Here is a 17,417-nt window from a genome sequence, read left to right on the forward strand (position 1 = left end):
ATCCAAATGTCCGCACCTGATCTGTCGCTACTCGGCAAGCGTCGTTTCGCGCCTTTGTTCGTCGTGCAGTTCCTCGGCGCGTTCAACGACAATCTGTTGAAGTTCGCTCTCCTGTTCCTCGCGAACTTCGGCCTCTACGCCGCCGAACCCGCCAAGGCGGAGATGCTCGCGACGGTCGCGACGGGGCTCTTCATTCTGCCCTACTTCCTCTTCTCGGCGCTAGCCGGGCAACTCGCCGACGCCTGGGACAAAGCCAAGCTGGTGCGGGCTGTGAAGCTTGCCGAGATCGCGATCATGGCGCTCGCGCTCACCGGCTTCTGGATGCAATCGGTACCGCTGCTGCTGGCCAGCCTATTTCTGATGGGGGTCCACTCCACCATCTTCGGGCCGGTCAAATATTCGATCCTGCCGCAGCACCTCGGTGAGCGAGAAATCATGGGCGGCACCGGCCTCATCGAAGCTGGAACGTTCCTCGCGATCCTGGGCGGTCAGCTGCTTGGCGGTGTCATTCCGCCGTGGGAGGCGGGATTGGTCGCCACGGGCCTCGCCGTGGTTGGCTTCGTAGTGAGCCTTGCCGTACCGTCAGCACCGGCGACGGCGCCGGGGCTGAAGATCGACCCCAACATCTTCCGCAGCACCTGGCAGATCCTGAAATCGGCGCGGCACGGGCGCGGCGTGTGGTTGTCGATCCTCGGCATCAGCTGGTTTTTCGCGGTCGGCGCGGTCCTGCTCGCCGAATTCGCTCCGCTGGTCAGCGGCGTGCTCGGCGCGCGGCAGGAGGTCGCCACCCTGTTCCTGCTGGTCTTCTCGGTCAGCGTTGCCCTGGGCTCGGTGGTCGTCAACAAGCTCCTCGCGGGCGAGGTTTCGGCCCGCTACGTGCCCGTCGCGGCGCTCGGGCTTGCCGCCTTCATGATCGACCTCTGGCGCTCGACGAGCGGCTTCGAGATTGCAACCGCGGGCGCAAGCATCGCTCAGTTCCTCGCCAGCGCGGGCAGCTGGCGCATTCTCGTCGACCTCGCCGGCATCGCCTTTGCGGGCGGCGTATTCATAGTGCCACTCTATGCGATCCTGCAGACGCACAGCCCTGCCGAGGAGCGCTCGCGCACCATCGCGGCGAACAACATCGTCAACGCGGTCGTAACGGTGGCGATGGTCGCGGTCCTGACCGTGCTACTCGGCGCGGGCGTGAGCATCCCGGCGATCATCGCGATCCTGGGCTTTGCAACCCTGGGGGTGGCGCTGGTCTCGTGCTGGCTGCTTCCCGAAACGGTGATCAAGAGCCTGACCCGCGCCACCTTGCGGCTGCTCTACCGGGTCGAGGTGACGGGCGAAGAGAACATGCCGCAGCCGGGCGAGCGGGCGGTTGTCGTGGTGAACCACGTCTCCTTCCTCGATGGGCTGCTGCTCGCCGCCTTCCTGCCTGGCAAGCCGACCTTCGCCGTGCACACGCGCATCGCCAAGGCATGGTGGGTGCGGCCCTTCCTGGGCCTGTTCGATGCTTTCCCGGTCGACCCAACCAACCCGATGTCTGCCAAGGCGATGGTCCGGGCGGTCAAGAAAGGGCGCACCCTCGTGATTTTCCCGGAAGGACGGATCACCGTCACCGGCGCATTGATGAAAGTGTTCGACGGGCCGGGCATGGTGGCCGACAAATCGGATGCGCCGATCGTTCCGGTGCGCATCGACGGCGCGCAATATTCGCCCTTCTCCCGGCTTCGCGGCAAGGTGCGGCTTCGCAACTTCCCGAAGATCCGGCTGACTATCCTGCCCCCGCGGCGTTTCGGGATCGACGGCACTATGAGCGCGCGCCAGCGCCGCGCGATCGCCGGCCGCCGCCTCTATGACGAGATGAGCGAGATGATCTTCGCCACCTCGAACACTGATCGCACCCTGTTCGAAGCCCTGCTCGACGCGCGCAAAATTGATGGCGGCAAGGCGCCGATCGTGGAGGACATCAAGCGCGAACCTATGAGCTATAACCGGCTCGTCACCGGCAGCATTGCGCTTGCGCGGCCGCTGGCGCGGATAACGGCCAAAGGCGAGGCGGTGGGCGTGCTGCTCCCCAATGTCGCCGGAGTGGCGGTGACTTTCTTCGCGCTCCAAGCGTCTGGGCGCGTGCCCGCCATGCTCAACTACACGGCGGGGCTCACCAACCTCAAAGCGGCCTGCATTGCGGCGGAGGTGCGCACGATCGTGACGGCTCGTGCTTTCATTGATCAGGCCAAGCTCGGCGAGGTGGTAGCGGGCCTTGAGGGGAACGGCATTGAGATCCGGTACCTCGAGGATATCGGCTCCGCGATCCGGACGGGAGCAAAGCTTCGCGCGCTCGTTGCGTCCAGCTTCGCCCGCCGAGTCCACCGGCGAAAGCAGGTCGGCCCCGATGCGGCGGCCGTGATCCTGTTCACCAGCGGATCAGAGGGACTGCCCAAAGGCGTGGTGCTCAGCCACCGCAATCTGCTTTCGAATTGCCAACAGCTCGCCGCACGCATCGACTTCAATGCTTCGGACGTGGTGCTGAACGCCCTCCCCGTCTTCCACAGCTTCGGCCTCACGGGCGGGGCGCTGCTGCCGATCCTCAATGGTGTGCGGACCCTCCTCTACCCCAGCCCACTGCATTACCGCATCGTCCCCGCGCTGGCATACGACGCCAACGCGACGATCCTGTTCGGCACCGACACCTTCCTGTCGGGCTATGCGCGGATGGCGCACGGCTACGACTTCTATTCGCTGCGCTACATCTTCGCCGGCGCCGAGCGCGTGCGCGACGAGACCCGCAAGGTTTATTCGGAGAAGTTCGGCCTCCGTATTCTTGAAGGTTATGGCGCGACCGAAGCCGGACCGGTGATTGCGGTCAATACGCCGATGCATTTCCGCGCCGGCACGGTCGGCCGACTGCTTCCTGGCATCGCCGCTCGTCTGGACCCTGTCCCTGGCATTGAGGAGGGCGGCAGGCTGTCCATCTCCGGGCCCAACATCATGACCGGATACTTCAAGGCGGATGCGCCGGGAGTGCTGCAGCCCCCCGAGGGCGGGTGGCACGACAGCGGCGACATCGTCACCATCGACGTGGATGGCTTCATCACGATCCGCGGCCGCGCCAAGCGCTTCGCCAAGATCGGCGGCGAGATGGTGTCGCTGCCCGCGGTCGAAGGTTATGCGGCCGCGCTCTGGCCAGATGCCGATCATGCGGTCGTCACCAGGCCCGATCCGCGCAAGGGCGAGCAGCTCGTGCTGTTCACGACCCGCAAGGATGCGGATGCGAAGGCGCTCCAATCCTGGGCTCGTGCGAACGGTGTTACCGAGCTGATGGTCCCCCGGGACATCCGATTGTTGGAAGCTCTGCCTGTTCTCGGCACGGGGAAGCCCGACTATGTCAGGATGACGGCCGCAGCAGCGACGGCATTGAAGAGTTACGAACTCTCCGACGCCAGTGAGTAGCTCGTACTCCGACCCCCACCCGCATCCCGTTCGAGCACGCCGCGCTGGACCAAGTCGTTGAGGTCACGCAAAGCTGTGTCGGGGGAGGATTTCGTCAGAGCCGACCATTTTTTGTTGGTCAGTTTGCCTTCGAAGCCATCGAGCAACCGGTTCAATACCTTTGTGCGCGGCAGCCGCAATGGTCGCGCTTGCCCTGCTCACGGCCTGGCTCCTGGTGCTCGGGCGCCCGCTGGTCTGCCCATGCGGCGTTGTCCGGCTATGGGCGCCGGCCCAGGATTCGCAGCAGCTGGCCGACTGGTATTCGCTGCTGCACGTGACGTTCGGACTGGGCCTGTTCACCCTTGTCCGCCGCTTCCAGCCGCGCTGGCCGCTTGCGCTGGTGACGCTGGTGGCGGTGATCGGCAGCGTGGCGGGGGAGGCGGTCGAGAACCTGCCGGCCCTGATCGCGTTGTTCAACCCGCCGGGCGAAAGCCGAAGCTATGCGGGCGATACGGTCCTGAACGCCATTGCCGGCACCCTATCCGTGGTTGCCGGCTGCCTGATCGCAGCTCGCACCTCGACGCGCGCGGCACTGCTCATGGCCATCCTGATCGAGATCATTGTCTGGGCGGCGATCGGCGATGGGCTGATTGTCGGCAGCGCGAGGCTGCTGCTCGCACCCTAGCGCGAGCCAATTCGGTGGGTTCGAACAAAGGATCGCGAGATCGGCGATGGTGCTGCCGGTGAGGATTGAACTCAAGACCTCAGCCTTAAAAAGGTTATGAAGCCAGTTCGGAAGCGAGCAATAACGCCAGCAAAGACAACGGCCTCGCACATTGCTGCTATGCTAGCTTAACGTTTGAGTAGCACCGGGTAGCACCGAGTCTGATAAATCGTGCATCAGAGCGCGCCTTGCCTGAGCAAGTAAGGTGCTATGCGTGTCCGGTTCCCAGTTTGTGACACGTGATTGCCATCAAAGAACAAGGGCGTCCCGCGCTCTTGTACATCGCACCTGTCCGACCGGCAGAAGGGCCTGGACATGTCAATCAGTCGGGCGCCGCTCCGCACGATCATGCCGGCCAAACGGGGATCAACCCGAGGTTGCCGGTGGGGCGGGGGCGGCGTGTGGCCTCGATGGCTGGCCAGAGCAGTTACCCAAGGCACATTGTAGCCCGGTACCGGCAGGTTAGCGAGCACCACCACTTCTTTGCCTCCCTGCTTGAGTTCGTGAGCTGTGCGGCCAACAGCTGCGAGCAGCTCGCCCGGCGCTCGATCGAGGTAGTTCTGCCAATAAGCAGACAGTATCACAGTCTTTATACCGGGGTCGCGGAGCAGCCGAGAGCGCACCGCGTCATTGCGCTCGCGGCAGCGTAGCTGGTCCGGCGGCGAGATCGTCGGGCTCGGAGCACCAACGCCGGGCGGGCAGCCGTTGAATGCGAATAACAAGCCGCTGCGCCGCCGCGCCATGCCGGCGAGGTCAATAGCCCCGCCGAGAGCAGCGCTGTGCGAGTCGCCCCATACCGCGAAATCCGCCGCGCCGCCCGCCCCGAGCGGGCAAGCACTGTCGTTACCGGCGTCGATAATGCAGGTGTGCACTTGAGGCGGGACATCTTCCCGCCCGCGCAATAGACCCAACGCGCGAGGTTCGAATCGCGCGGGGACGCCGGTGGTGGCGCCTGCGGCGGCTGCGCCGACCAGCACCGCCAGGCTCGTCGCTATGCGGAATATACTGTTGCGGGAAAGGCGCGCGCGATTGCGGAACGGCGCCTCCACATAGCGCCAGGTTGCCCAGGCGAGGACGACCGATAGTATTATCCCAGCCAACGCCGCTCCCACCGAAAGCTCCGGGCTGGCACCGAGTTGGCGGCTGAACACGAAAATCGGCCAGTGCCAAAGATATAGGGAATAGGAGATAAGCCCGATCCCGACTGGCAGCCGGCTGCCTAAGAGGTCAGTGACGCGTCCGCCACCCTGTTTACCCGCTGCGATGATCATCGCGGCACCGAGGCACGGGGGCAAAGCGCTCAGCCCAGGGAAGACAGTCTGTGGCCCGTAGAGCAACACCGGCCCTAAGATCAGCGTAAGCCCTGCCAGAGCAGCAGCGTCACGGAAGCCTTCGCGCCTCAGCGGCGGCATCGCGCCGAGCGATAGCATGGCGCCCACCATCAACTCCCAGGCTCGGGTCGGCAGTAGATAGAACGCGGCGGACGGCATACGGTGCACGAGCAACTCAGCCATAACGAGGGACAGTGCGAACACCGCAACCACAAAGGGCAGGACGCGGCGCCGCAGCTTGACGAGTGCTGCTATGCCGAGCGGGAAGAAAAGATAGAACTGCTCCTCAACAGCAAGGGACCAGGTGTGGAGCAACGGATCAAGGTCCCCACCGCCAGCGAAGTAGCCGGTCTGCGTCCAGAACCACATATTGGAAGTAAAGGCGATCGCGCTGATCGCCGACCAGCCAAGCGCTTCCAGCTGGTATGGTAGAAACAAGATCAGGCCGCCGCCAAGGCTGGCGGAGATTACCAACATCAGCGCCGGCATGATCCGCCTCACCCGCCGCTCGTAGAAATTGAGGATCGAGAAGCTACCCCGGTCAATATCTTGGCGAATAATCCCGGTGATCAGGTAACCGGAGATCACGAAAAACACGTCCACACCGACAAAACCGCCCGCAAACTGCGGAAAGCCGGCATGGAACAGCACTACCGGCACGACCGCTAGAGCCCGCAAACCATCGACTTCTGGCTGATACTTCATGAGCCCCTCAGTAACCTAACGGCATTGTGCGCAGCACGAACAACAGGAATGGGCTGAGCCCCGCGCGATCACGTTGATGGCTTCTAACCAGGCGCTCAGTGCCACAGAAAAAAACAATCATATGCCACGTTGGCAGGGGCAGCCCAGGTGAGAGCGTTATGACACCAAAGCGTCCGGGTGGGACCGAGGTGCTACCCAGGTCGTCGCCCCGAGGAAAAGCCAAGTAAGCCTATGAAGATGCTGGTGCTGCCGGTGAGGATTGAACTCACGACCTCAGCCTTACCAAGGATGCGCTCTACCACTGAGCTACGGCAGCATCGCCTGTCGCGGTTCCCATCGAAGCTGGTACTTCGTGGGGGCCCTCGGAGGACGGGCGGCGCTATGGCTGCTGGCGGGCGGCCCGTCAAGGTAAGTTGCGAGGAGAGGCGCACGCGGCTAGCCCTGCAAGGATGACGAAGGACGAGGAAAAGGCGAACCGGCTGGCGGAAGCGCTTCGTCAGAACCTGCGCCGAAGAAAGGCTCAGGCTTGGCAGCTGCGCTCAGCGAAACCAGCCGAAGACGACCGCCATGCAGACCAGCACGATGACGAGGAGGGCAATCGATCTTAGGCGCTGCCGGTTCATTCTAAGTCTCCAACGGCCGGCATTGTAGCTCGAGCCACGCCGCCACCTCCGATTCCAGCTGTGGGCCGATCAACTGCAGCACCCGTTCGTGATAGTTGTCCAGCCATCGGCGCTCATCTGCAGCCATCATTGAGACCTCGATCAGGCTCCGATCGATCGGGGCGAAGGTCAGGGTCTCGAAACCAAACATCTTCTTTTCCGCGCCCGCGATGTCGCGCTGTTCGACCATGACCAGGTTCTCGATGCGGATGCCGTATTCGCCCGCCTTGTAATAGCCGGGCTCGTTCGAGAGGAACATGCCGGCTCTGAGCGGCTCGTCCCAGCCGGAGCCTGGGTAATTGGCGGCGCCGATCCGCTGCGGGCCTTCGTGGACTGCGAGGAAGCTGCCGACGCCGTGGCCGGTGCCGTGGGCATAATCGAGGCCGGCTTCCCAAAGAGGCTGGCGGGCGAAGCTGTCGAGCTGACTGCCACGCGTGCCTTCCGGGAAGACGGCGCGCGCGATTGCGATATGGCCCTTCAGGACGCGGGTGAAGCGGTCGCGCATTTCGGCAGTCGGCTCACCCACCGCCACCGTTCTCGTGATGTCGGTCGTGCCGTCCGGATATTGTGCCCCGGAGTCGACCAGGTAGAGCGAGTTCGGTTCCAGCGGGCGGTTGGTTTCCTCCGTGACGCGGTAGTGAACGATCGCGCCGTTCGGCCCCGCCCCGGAAATCGTGTCGAAGCTGAGATCGCGAAGATCGCCGCCCGCCCGGCGAAACTCTTCCAGCTTCGCCGCCGCGCTGAGCTCGTCCAGCCTGCCCTTGGGAGCTTCCAACGAAAGCCAGTAAAGGAACCGCACCATCGCCGCACCGTCGCGCGCCTGGGCCGCGCGATGGCCCGCGACCTCGGCCTCGTTCTTGATCGCCTTTGCAAGCACGGCGGGATCGCGCCTTGTCAGCACCTTCGCACCCGCGCCATCGAGCGCCTCGAAGATTGCGGCAACGGCGCGCTCCGGATCGGCGACCACCGTCTTGCCCGACAGCGAGCCCAGATGCGGTTCGAACGCTTCGCGCCCATGGACGCGCACGCCGTTGCCGAAATGCTGGCGGACCTCATCGGTGAGCTTGTCGGGCGAGACGAACAGGTCCGCGGTGCCGTCATCATGAACCAGGGCGAACGACAGGGCGACCGGCGTATGATCGACGTCGGCGCCCCGGATGTTGAAGGTCCAGGCGATCGAGTCGAGAGCGGACAGCACGGCCGCGTCCGCGCCCTGCTCGCGCAGCCAATCCGCCATCTCCTGGCGCTTGGCAGCCGAACTCTTGCCGGCGTAAGTCTCCGGGTGGACGACCAGCCGCGCGGTGGAGGGCTGCGGCCGATCGGCCCAGATGCGATCGATCGGGTTACTGCCGATCGCGACAAGCTCGGCGCCGCGCTTGCCAAGCGCCTCGCGCGCCTTGCCGACCCAATCGCTGGTGTGCAGCCAGGCATCGTAGCCGATCCGACCGCCTTGCGGAGCGTGCTCCTCCAGCCAGCCGGCGATGCTGGTCTCCGGCACCGACTGGTAGCTCCAATGCTGTCCATCCACCTGCTCGCGCACCTGAAGCGTGTAGCGGCCGTCGGTGAAGATCGCGGCGTCTTGCGGTAGCACGACGGCGGCGCCGGCCGAGCCCTGGAACCCGGTCAACCAGGCGAGCCGCTGGGCGTAGCTGCCCACATATTCGCTCATATGCTCGTCTGTGAGCGGGACGACGAAGCCGTCGAGGCGGTCGGCCTTGAGCTGGTCCCTTAGAGCTTGCAGGCGATCGGCGTAGCTGGACATGGTCTCTCCTTCGCTCTCTCCCTTACCGCTCGGGCCGAGCTTGTCGAAGCCCTGTGCTTGCCTTTACGGAGAGTAGAAGAAGGGCAGCGCTTCGATGAGCTCAGCCTAAGCGGGAGTGGTTGCGGTGAGACTATACCTGTTGGCCGCGTTGCTCCTCGCCGCCCCAGCATCAGCCCAGAAAGCACAGATGACCCAGGCTTCCAAACTTGCCGCGCCTCCCAAGGCCGCGCAGCGCCCCTATAGTTATGAGCGGCACGGATATCGTGTCGAGGACCCGTATCACTGGCTGAAGGACCAGGGTTATCCCAAGGTCGATGACGCCGACGTGCTTGAGTATCTGAAGGTCGAAAACGCTTATTTCGAAGCCGCGATGAAGCCGCACGAAAGCCTGGTTGAGAGCCTGTTCCAGGAGATGAAGGGCCGGATCAAGGAGGACGAATCGAGCGTGCCCGCCAAGGACGGCGACTGGCTCTACTGGTGGGCGTTCAAGCCGGGCGCGCAGTACCGCACCTGGTACCGCAAGCCGGTCGGTGGCGGCGCCGAGCAGATCGTGCTCGACGAAGTCGCCGAAGCCGCGGGCAAGGAGTATTTCCGCCTCGGCGCGATGGAGGTGAGCCCGGACGGCAAGCTCGCCGCCATCCTGGTCGACGACAATGGCTCGGAGCGCTTCAAGCTTCGCATCCGCGATCTTGCGACCGGCAAGGATCTCGAGACGGTGACCGAAGTCGGTATCGGCAACCCGGTCTGGTCGGCGGACGGCAAGGCGGTCGTGTTCACCGAGGTGAACGAGAATTGGCGCAGCTACCGTGCCCGTCTGCACCGGCTCGGCACGCCTGTCGCGCAGGACAAGACCTTGTACGAGGAGAAGCAGGATCCGGGCTTTTCGGTCGGCGTCGCGCTCACGCAGGACCGCGAGCTGATCCTGATCGCGACCAGCGACAATGCGACGAGCGAAGTGCGGTTCGTACCGGCTTCCAACCCCGAAGCGCCTCCCGTCCTGATCTCGCCGCGCAAGACGAACCGCGAATATGGAGTCGATGCAAGCCACGGAAAGCTGTGGATCCGGACCAACGACGATCATGTGAACTTTCGCGTCGCCGAAGCCTCTCGCGACAAGCCGGACATGTGGAAGACGGTGATCCCAGGATCGGACCGCGTCTACGTGCGCGGGATCAGCGCGTTCAAGGATCACCTCGCCATAACCGAACGGCTCGACGGGCTCGATCAGATCCGGCTCCGCTCCTATGACGGCAAGGAGGAGCGCGTGCGGCTGCCGGAGGCGAGCTACACCGTCTCGCTCGGCAGCAATCCGGAATATGACCAGGCCGCCTATCGCCTTTCCTACAGCTCGATGGTGACGCCCTCGACCGTGTACGATTATCATCCGGACACCGACCGGCTGGAGACGCTCAAGGTCCAGGAGATCCCGTCGGGCTACGACGCGAGCCAGTACGCGACCGAGCGGCTGATGCTGCCGACGCGCGACGGCAAGAAGGTGCCGGTCTCGATCGTCTACAAGAAGGGCTTTCCGAAGGACGGGACGGGCAAGCTGTTCCTCTATGCCTATGGCGCTTACGGTTATGCGATCCCGCCGAGCTTCGGCGCGTCGCGGATGAGCCTGCTCGACCGCGGCTACGCCTTCGCGATCGCGCATATCCGCGGCGGCGACGACCTCGGCTATCAATGGTTCCTGGACGGCAAGCTGACCAAGCGGACCAACACGTTCAACGATTTCGTCGACGCGGCCAAGGGCTTGATCGACGCGCGCTTCACGAGCGCCGGCAGGATCGCGATCAACGGCGGATCAGCGGGCGGCGAGTTGGTCGGCGTGGTCGTGAATACGAACCCGGAATTGTGGGGCGCGGCGGTGGCGGACGTGCCGTTCGTCGACGTGCTCAATACGATGCAGGACGAAAGCCTGCCGCTCACTCCCGGCGAGTGGCCCGAATGGGGCAATCCGATCAAGGACAAGGCCGCGTTCGAGCTGATCCGCTCCTATTCGCCCTACGATCAGGTCAAGGCGCAGAAATACCCGCCGATGCTGATCACCGGCGGGCTCAACGATCCGCGCGTCACCTATTGGGAGCCGGCCAAATGGGCGGCCAAGCTGCGCGCGACCAAGACGGACGACAATCTGCTGCTGCTCAAGATCAACATGGGCGCAGGGCATGGCGGCAAATCGGGCCGGTACGAATCGCTGCGCGAGGATGCCGAGGCTTATGCGTTCGTCCTCACGCAACTGGAGCAGGCCGGCCGTTGATGCGCAAGCTCGCGTGCGCCGCTCTGATCGGGGCCGTCATGCTGGCGGCTCCGGCCGGTGCGCACGCTGAGGAGAAAGGGCCGACTCACGCGCGGGTCGCGGTTGAGCGAAGCGGCGGCCGGTGGACGGCCGATTTCAGCTTCGACAGAGACGCGCCGGTTTGGGCGTTTGTCGCGTCCGGCCTGACACGCGTCGGCGATCGATCGTGGCGAGCAGCCTCCTGGACGGTGGAGACACCCGGCGTCCGTCTGGAGCGCCGCGGCTTTTATGATGTGCTGGTGGCGGAGCGTGGGACGGTGCCGCGCCGCGTCCGCATTCGCTTCTCGCCTTTCGGTGAGGATCTGCTCAGCAACTACGATCCGGCCCTGATCTTCACCGACGGCGGCGTCGCTTTGTTCAGCGACCAGTTCGATTTGTTCCCCGTAGCGTCGGTCAAGGCAGCCGAAGAGCTGCCGCTCGACCTTGGGCAGGCAAGGATCGAGACCGGCTTCACCCGCGCCACTTTTCGTGACCGCGCCGGACGGATCCTGCACGAAGGGCGGCGGAAGCCGGAGGTCACGCTCACCAACGGCCGCTCCTACGTTCTGTTCGGAGGAGGCGCACCGGTCGAAACCATCGACATCGCGACGGTAGTCGATCCGCAGCTTCCGGAATGGTTGAAGACCGAATTGGTGAGCGCCAGCACCCGCCTGCTCGGCTTTTATTCCGCTCGACTCGGCCCCCGGCTCGGACCCAAGCCGACGGTCATGGTGAGCTGGGCCGGGCCGACCAAGGGCCTGCGCAGTATGGGCGGCAGCGTCCTCACTGGACTTGTGGTCATGACCTTCGAAGGCGACGCAGTGACGCGGGCCGACCCGGCAGTCAGCAATGCCGGGCGTGGCTTCATCGCGCACGAGGCTGCGCATTTCTGGCTGGGCGAGACGGTGCGCGCGCCAGGGCCGCACCAGGCCTGGGTCATGGAGGGCGGAGCCGACCTGCTCGCGCTTCGAGCCACGGCCGCGCTTGACCCCGCCTATGACGCCCGCGGGCGCTTGCAGAACCTGCTCGACGATTGCGTCAAGTACGTCGCGGGCAAGCCGCTTCGGACTGCTATCGAGCGCAACGAGGGCCAAGCCTATTATGGGTGCGGCGCCATGTTCGGCCTGGTCGCGGAGCGATATGCCGGTCACGCGGGGGGTGACTTTTTCAGCTTCTGGCGGGAACTGATCGCTGCCAATCGCGGCAAGGTGGTGGACCAGGAGATCTGGCTTGCCGCGCTTAGCCGCTTGGCCGGGAACAACCGGGCAGAAGCAGCGATCCGAGCCTTTCTCGAGTCAAGCCACCCCGACCCGATGGCGGCGCTCGCCGCGCTCTTTACCGACGCAGGCGTACCACACAGGCGGGACGCAAGCGGCAAGGTCCTGCTTCTATGATCGTCTTCGAGCGCCGGATCACCGCGGGGCCGGACGACATCGACGAACTCGGGCACGTCAACAATGCGGTCTGGGTGCGCTGGATTCAGGAGATCGCCGTTGCGCACTGGCATGAGGTGGCAGCGCCTGAGCACCACGCGGCTTATCTCTGGGTGATCGTCCGGCACGAAATCGACTATCTGCGCAGCCTCGGCCCCGGTGAAAGCGTGACAGGCCGAACCTGGGTGGCCGAAGCCCCGCGCGGCGCGCGCATGGACCGACACATGGAGTTTGTCGGCGAGGATGGCCGGCCGCGGGTGCGCGCCAAGACTACTTGGGCGGTCATGGACCGGCGGAGCGGGCGTCCGTTGCGTGTGCCACCGGAGGTGATCGCGCCGTTTCTGGAGCAAGGCCAATTGCCCAGTTCGGACAAGGCGTAGGCTTTATCAGAATACCTACCCGCGGAACTCACGAACGGCAGCGATGATCTTCGGGTAGGCCCTGGCGCTCACGGCAAAGCCCATGTGGGTGCAGTCCAATTCGCGTTCGGCGTCAGCCTCTCCCTGCTGCCCGCGGGCGCCCGCGGGCGCGACGATGCCGTCGCGCCGGGACCAGAGGGCGAGGGTGGGGACCGGCGGCTTCCCGGACGGGTCGGTGTCGATCGGCGGCGCGTTGACCGGGTGGCCGGCGACGGCTTCGTAGAGACGCCAGACATTGTTGTTGCGGCGACGATCACCGGAGAAGGGGGAACCGAGCGTCACCACGCGATCAACCAGGTCGGGGCGGTGTTTGGCGACTTCGCGGGCGTAGATGCCGCCGAGGCTCCAGCCGACCAGGATCACCGGGCCGCCGCGTCCGTGTCGCGCGATGCGCTCGGCGAGGCAGTCCAGTGTCTGTTCGGTAACGCCGCGATTGAGGCCCATGCCCCAGCCGGTCACGCGGTAGCCGGCTCCTGCGAGCGCGCGTTGCAGGCCAAGCGTGGTGCGGTCGGTGGCGAGGAAACCTGGGATAACCATCAGGGGCGCGCCATCGGCCGGCCCGCGTTCGCCGAGCCGCCCGAACGCTCGATAGGCCCGCGCGACCAGCGACCCGGCTTCCGTCAGGCGCCGCCAGCCGGGCGGGGCCTGCTCGTCCGGATCAGAGATACTCGCCGCCCATGAGGGGCTGGATCGCGGCTGGAAGCCGGACGCGGCCGTCCGCCTGCTGATGATTTTCGAGCAGTGGCACCAGGATACGCGGCGAGGCGAGCGCTGTGTTATTGAGCGTGTGAACAAAACGCACCTTACGGTTCTCGTCGCGCCATCTCAGGTTCGCGCGCCGCGCCTGCCAATCGTGCAGCGTCGAGCAGCTGTGCGTTTCGCGATATTTGCCCAGCGTCGGCACCCAGCTTTCGATATCGTTCATGCGATATTTGCCGAGCCCCATGTCGCCGGTCGAGGTTTCGATCACCTGATAAGGGATTTCCAGTGCCTGCAGCATGCCCTCGGCATTGGCGAGCAAGCGCTCGTGCCAGCGGGCGGACTCCGCCTCGTCATCGGCGCAGATCACATATTGTTCGAGCTTTAGGAACTGGTGAACGCGTAGCAGCCCGCGCACATCTCGCCCGGCGCTGCCCGCCTCGCGCCGGAAGCAAGGCGAGTAGCCGGCGTACAGGATCGGCAGCTGCGCAGCTTCGAGAATCTCGCCCGAATGCAGGCTGGTCAGCGCGATCTCGCCGGTGCCCGCAAGGTAGAGCTGGTCCTTGGGCACCTCATAGGCTTCCTCCTCGTGGCCGGGGAAATGACCGGTGGCGACAAAGGCTTGCGGCCGGGCCAGCGCCGGTACCGTCATGAGCGTGAAGCCGCTCTCCGCCAGCCGCTGCTGCGCCCAGAACATCAGGCCCTGCTCGAGCAGGGCCAGCCGCCCCTTCAACGCATATTGGCGCGTGCCTGCGACCTGCGTGATGCGCGACAGGTCCGCCCAATCGTTCTTCTCGATAAGGGCGACATGATCGAGCGGCTCGAAGTCGAAGCGGGGCGGTGTGCCTTCGCTACGGACGACAAGATTGGCGTTCTCGTCCGGGCCGACCGGAGCGCCGTCCCAAGGGACGTTCGGCGTTCTCAATAGCATTTGTTGCAGGAGCGCGTCCTTAAGAGCCAATTCGTTGTCCACCGCTGCGGCTCGTGCACCCATCTCCTTAGCCTTGGCGCCTAGCGCGGGTCGCTCGGCGGGTGGTGCAGTCTTGAAGCCTGCGCTGATTTCATTGCGCTGGCGCCGAAGCTCGTCGACCTCGCTCTTCATCGCCCGCACCTCACCATCGAGCGCGAGCAAAGCGTCCAGATCGAGGCGCACATTTTTGGCGGCGATCGCCTGTTCGACAACCTGCCGGTTGTCGCGGATGAATTGGAGGCTGAGCATGGCGTCCCGGTGAATGGCGGAAGCGCGTGCCTATAGCGGGTGGGCGGACCGCTATCCAGTCGCGGCAACCTACGCTGCCTGCACGCTGGCGGGTGAAGTTCACTGCGGTCATGATCGCCCGCAAAGGTCCAATCGGACCGCGCGGGCGATCTTCTGTGGAGGCGGAACTATTCTGGCGGAGACGGAGGGATTCGAACCCTCGATACAGTTTCCCGTATGACGCTTTAGCAAAGCGTTGGTTTCAGCCACTCACCCACGTCTCCGAGCGCCGAGAGCGGGGCTATAGCGGCGCTTTCCGGCGGGTTCAACCGATCAGGAGCAAGCATTCCGGCGCAATTCGGACTCATCTCGTCGCGAGGATCGTTGCGGGAGCGCGCCGAAGCGGATTAGCCTCCGAATCCTTAGTGTGTGGGGGTTTGCGTCATGTTCAATCACTTCTTGTTGAAGCTGGCCGCCGTGGCCGGCTTGTTCGCGGCTGCGGCGGCGCCGGCGCAGGTCGATGCCGACGATCCGCGACAGGCTGCGCCGATCGAGGCGGCCGCCGAAGCGCAGCCCGTCCCCGAATATCAGCCCGTCGATCCCGGATCCCAGGAAAGCACACGGCAAGCGGAGCCCGCCGAGCCCTATTATAGCGGACAAGCGGCCCCAGAGACGCCGGCGACACCGCAGACCAAGCTCGCGCCGGTCCAGGACACGGTCGATCGCGAAGACCTGTTCAGCGCCGCCGAGGGCGTGTTCGGCAAGGGCGCGGAGGGCCTCGCCGGGCTGATCGAAAAGATCCTCAAGGACCAGGGCGAGCCGGTCGCCTACATCGCCGGGCGCGAGGCCGGCGGGGCGTTCGTCGCTGGCGTGCGCTACGGGTCAGGCACGATGCGCCACCAGGTCGAGGGCGACAAGGCGGTGTTCTGGACCGGCCCGACGCTCGGCTTCGATTTCGGGGCGGACGCGAACAAGGTGTTCGTGCTGGTGTACAATCTTCACGACAGCCAGGAGCTGTTCAAGCGCTACCCGGCCGCCGAAGGCCACGCTTATGCGCTGGGCGGCTTCACCGCTTCATACCTGCGTCGCGGCGACGTGGTGCTGATCCCGGTGCGGCTCGGCGTCGGCCTGAGGCTCGGCGCGAACGTCGGCTACATGCGCTTCAGCGAAAAGAACCGCTGGTTGCCGTTCTAAGCTGTCAGTCACCCGGCGGTGCTGAGGTGACGCTTCATTCCGCCGGCACCATCTCCGCCGCGGCCATCCTTGCGATCTTCTCGCGCCAGACGAGCGGGGCCATGTGGTGGACGCTGCGGCCGTCCGCGCTGACTGCGACCGTCACCGGCATGTCCTCCACGCCGAACTCGTAGATCGCCTCCATGCCGAGATCCTCGAAGCCGACCACCCGTGCCTGCTTGATCGCACGGGCGACCAGGTAGGCCGCGCCGCCGACCGCCATCAGATAGGCGGCCCCGTGCTTCCTGATCGCCTCGATCGCGACCGGCCCGCGCTCGGCCTTGCCGACCATGGCGATGAGGCCGGTTTCGGCCAGCATCATCTCGGTGAATTTGTCCATGCGGGTCGCCGTGGTCGGGCCGGCGGGGCCCACCACTTCGTCGCGCACCGGATCGACCGGCCCGACATAGTAGATGACACGCCCGGCGAAGCTCACCGGCAGCGGCTCGCCTCGACTCAGCATGTCCTGGATGCGCTTGTGGGCGGCGTCGCGGCCGGTCAGCATGCGGCCGTTGAGGAGCAGGCGATCGCCGGGCTGCCAGGTCGCCACCTCGGCCGGGCTCAGCGTGTCGAGATCGACGCGTTTCGATTCCTTCGACGGAGTCCAGTGAACCTCCGGCCAGTCGGAGAGCTTGGGGGTTTCGAGATAGGCGGGGCCCGAGCCGTCGAGCACGAAATGGGCGTGGCGGGTGGCCGCACAGTTCGGGATCATCGCCACCGGTTTGGACGCGGCGTGGGTCGGCCAGGCCTCGATCTTGACGTCGAGCACGGTGGTGAGGCCGCCCAACCCTTGAGCGCCGATGCCGAGCGCGTTGACCTTGTCGTGCAGCTCGATCCGGAGCCGCTCGGTATCGTCAGCCGGGCCACGCGCCTTCAGTTCGGCCATGTCGATTGGGTCCATCAGGGATTTCTTGGCAAGCTTCATCGCCTGCTCCGCGGTGCCGCCGATGCCGATCCCGAGCATGCCGGGCGGGCACCAGCCGGCACCCATCTTGGGCACCATCTCCAGCACCCAATCGACCAGCGAGTCGGACGGGTTCAGCATCGCGAACTTGGTCTTGTTCTCGCTGCCGCCGCCCTTTGCCGCGACCGTGATGTGGACATGGTGACCCGGCACCATCTCGACGTGCAGGACGGACGGCGTATTGTCCTTTGTGTTCTTGCGCGAGAAAGCCGGGTCGGCGACGATCGAGGCGCGCAGCCGATTTTCCGGGTGGAGGTAGGCCCGCCGGACCCCCTCGTCGATCACCTCCTGCAGGCTGCTGTCGCTGTCGAGCAGGCATTGCTGGCCCCATTCGACGAACACGGTGACGATCCCGGTATCCTGGCAGATCGGCCGGTGGCCCTCGGCGCACATGCGGCTGTTGGTCAGGATCTGCGCGATCGCGTCCTTGGCCGCGGGGGATTCCTCCTTCTCATAGGCGACGCCCAGCGCCCGGATATAATCCATCGGATGATAGTAGCTGATATACTGGAGCGCGTCGGCGACGCTCTCGACGATATCGGCTTCGCGGATGATGACGGTCATGGCTCCCCTCCCCAGGCTGACCGAACTG

The 17,417-nt window shown here is 65.1% G+C and carries 12 protein-coding genes and 2 tRNA genes; 6 read left to right on the top strand and 8 right to left on the bottom strand.

Going from position 1 to position 17,417, the window contains the following annotated elements; translation table 11 throughout:
* Window positions 1-6 precede the first annotated feature (6 nt).
* Window positions 7-3,438: an acyl-[ACP]--phospholipid O-acyltransferase gene (locus VF631_RS11870; RefSeq protein WP_431850523.1), complete on the top strand. Its 3,432-nt coding sequence runs from the start codon at window positions 7-9 to the stop codon at window positions 3,436-3,438.
* Here VF631_RS11870 and VF631_RS11875 read toward each other — a convergent pair.
* Window positions 3,411-3,617, bottom strand: a complete 207-nt coding sequence (locus VF631_RS11875; RefSeq protein ID WP_431850524.1) for a DeoR family transcriptional regulator — start codon at window positions 3,615-3,617, stop codon at window positions 3,411-3,413. The two genes, VF631_RS11870 and VF631_RS11875, sit on opposite strands and share 28 nt — an antisense overlap.
* On the opposite strand from VF631_RS11875, the gene VF631_RS11880 reads away from it, so the two are divergent.
* The gene (locus tag VF631_RS11880) at window positions 3,617-4,102 is read left to right on the top strand and encodes a DUF2585 family protein (RefSeq protein WP_431850525.1); all 486 of its coding nucleotides are present in this window, start codon (window positions 3,617-3,619) and stop codon (window positions 4,100-4,102) included. The two genes, VF631_RS11875 and VF631_RS11880, sit on opposite strands and share 1 nt — an antisense overlap.
* Before the next feature lie 215 nt (window positions 4,103-4,317).
* Here VF631_RS11880 and VF631_RS11885 read toward each other — a convergent pair whose 3' ends face one another.
* From VF631_RS11885 to VF631_RS11895, 3 genes are all read right to left on the bottom strand, one after another.
* The gene (locus VF631_RS11885; protein WP_431850526.1) at window positions 4,318-6,177 is read right to left on the bottom strand and encodes an acyltransferase family protein; all 1,860 of its coding nucleotides are present in this window, start codon (window positions 6,175-6,177) and stop codon (window positions 4,318-4,320) included.
* Window positions 6,178-6,418: 241 nt separating this feature from the next.
* Window positions 6,419-6,493, bottom strand: a tRNA-Thr gene (locus tag VF631_RS11890).
* A gap of 308 nt (window positions 6,494-6,801) precedes the next feature.
* Window positions 6,802-8,601 (bottom strand): aminopeptidase P family protein, encoded by a 1,800-nt coding sequence (locus tag VF631_RS11895; RefSeq protein WP_431850527.1) that lies wholly within the window; start codon window positions 8,599-8,601, stop codon window positions 6,802-6,804.
* 187 nt (window positions 8,602-8,788) lie between these two features.
* Between VF631_RS11895 and VF631_RS11900 the strand changes: the two genes are divergently transcribed.
* The 3 genes from VF631_RS11900 to VF631_RS11910 are packed head-to-tail and all read left to right on the top strand — an operon-like array spanning window position 8,789 to window position 12,692.
* On the top strand, window positions 8,789-10,861 hold the full coding sequence (locus tag VF631_RS11900; RefSeq protein ID WP_431850528.1) for a S9 family peptidase: 2,073 nt from the start codon (window positions 8,789-8,791) through the stop codon (window positions 10,859-10,861).
* Window positions 10,861-12,273, top strand: a complete 1,413-nt coding sequence (locus VF631_RS11905) for a M1 family aminopeptidase (RefSeq protein WP_431850529.1) — start codon at window positions 10,861-10,863, stop codon at window positions 12,271-12,273. Before VF631_RS11900 ends, VF631_RS11905 begins: the two co-directional genes overlap by 1 nt.
* Window positions 12,270-12,692 (top strand): acyl-CoA thioesterase, encoded by a 423-nt coding sequence (locus tag VF631_RS11910; RefSeq protein ID WP_431850530.1) that lies wholly within the window; start codon window positions 12,270-12,272, stop codon window positions 12,690-12,692. The genes VF631_RS11905 and VF631_RS11910 overlap by 4 nt, the downstream gene beginning before the upstream one ends.
* Window positions 12,693-12,707: 15 nt before the next feature.
* Here VF631_RS11910 and VF631_RS11915 read toward each other — a convergent pair whose 3' ends face one another.
* The 3 genes from VF631_RS11915 to VF631_RS11925 form a co-directional block, all read right to left on the bottom strand.
* On the bottom strand, window positions 12,708-13,268 hold the full coding sequence (locus VF631_RS11915) for an esterase/lipase family protein (protein WP_431850531.1): 561 nt from the start codon (window positions 13,266-13,268) through the stop codon (window positions 12,708-12,710).
* A 121-nt stretch (window positions 13,269-13,389) separates the two neighbouring features.
* A complete protein-coding gene (gene serS / locus VF631_RS11920; protein ID WP_431850532.1) occupies window positions 13,390-14,649 on the bottom strand; it encodes a serine--tRNA ligase in 1,260 nt (419 codons plus the stop codon).
* Window positions 14,650-14,822: 173 nt separating this feature from the next.
* Window positions 14,823-14,912, bottom strand: a tRNA-Ser gene (locus tag VF631_RS11925).
* A gap of 160 nt (window positions 14,913-15,072) precedes the next feature.
* Between VF631_RS11925 and VF631_RS11930 the strand changes: the two genes are divergently transcribed.
* Entirely contained in the window at window positions 15,073-15,822 is a 750-nt protein-coding gene (locus VF631_RS11930; protein ID WP_431850533.1) for a DUF1134 domain-containing protein, read from the top strand.
* A 34-nt stretch (window positions 15,823-15,856) separates the two neighbouring features.
* Here the strand turns inward: VF631_RS11930 and VF631_RS11935 are convergent, their stop codons facing one another.
* Complete coding sequence (locus VF631_RS11935; protein ID WP_431850534.1) at window positions 15,857-17,389, bottom strand: fumarate hydratase; 1,533 nt, start codon at window positions 17,387-17,389, stop codon at window positions 15,857-15,859.
* Between the last annotated feature and the right edge of the window lie 28 nt (window positions 17,390-17,417).

This window comes from Allosphingosinicella sp., assembly GCF_036387615.1.
GTDB lineage: Bacteria > Pseudomonadota > Alphaproteobacteria > Sphingomonadales > Sphingomonadaceae > Allosphingosinicella.

Bases quoted from the DNA above. Each gene is read 5' to 3' on its own strand.
- VF631_RS11885 (WP_431850526.1), bottom strand. From the start codon at position 6,177: ATGAAGTATCAGCCAGAAGTCGATGGTTTGCGGGCTCTAGCGGTCGTG.
- VF631_RS11870 (WP_431850523.1), top strand. From the start codon at position 7: ATGTCCGCACCTGATCTGTCGCTACTCGGCAAGCGTCGTTTCGCGCCT.
- VF631_RS11880 (WP_431850525.1), top strand. From the start codon at position 3,617: ATGGTCGCGCTTGCCCTGCTCACGGCCTGGCTCCTGGTGCTCGGGCGC.
- VF631_RS11895 (WP_431850527.1), bottom strand. From the start codon at position 8,601: ATGTCCAGCTACGCCGATCGCCTGCAAGCTCTAAGGGACCAGCTCAAG.
- VF631_RS11935 (WP_431850534.1), bottom strand. From the start codon at position 17,389: ATGACCGTCATCATCCGCGAAGCCGATATCGTCGAGAGCGTCGCCGAC.
- VF631_RS11900 (WP_431850528.1), top strand. From the start codon at position 8,789: ATGACCCAGGCTTCCAAACTTGCCGCGCCTCCCAAGGCCGCGCAGCGC.
- VF631_RS11915 (WP_431850531.1), bottom strand. From the start codon at position 13,268: ATGGTTATCCCAGGTTTCCTCGCCACCGACCGCACCACGCTTGGCCTG.
- VF631_RS11930 (WP_431850533.1), top strand. From the start codon at position 15,073: ATGTTCAATCACTTCTTGTTGAAGCTGGCCGCCGTGGCCGGCTTGTTC.
- VF631_RS11910 (WP_431850530.1), top strand. From the start codon at position 12,270: ATGATCGTCTTCGAGCGCCGGATCACCGCGGGGCCGGACGACATCGAC.
- VF631_RS11905 (WP_431850529.1), top strand. From the start codon at position 10,861: ATGCGCAAGCTCGCGTGCGCCGCTCTGATCGGGGCCGTCATGCTGGCG.
- serS (WP_431850532.1), bottom strand. From the start codon at position 14,649: ATGCTCAGCCTCCAATTCATCCGCGACAACCGGCAGGTTGTCGAACAG.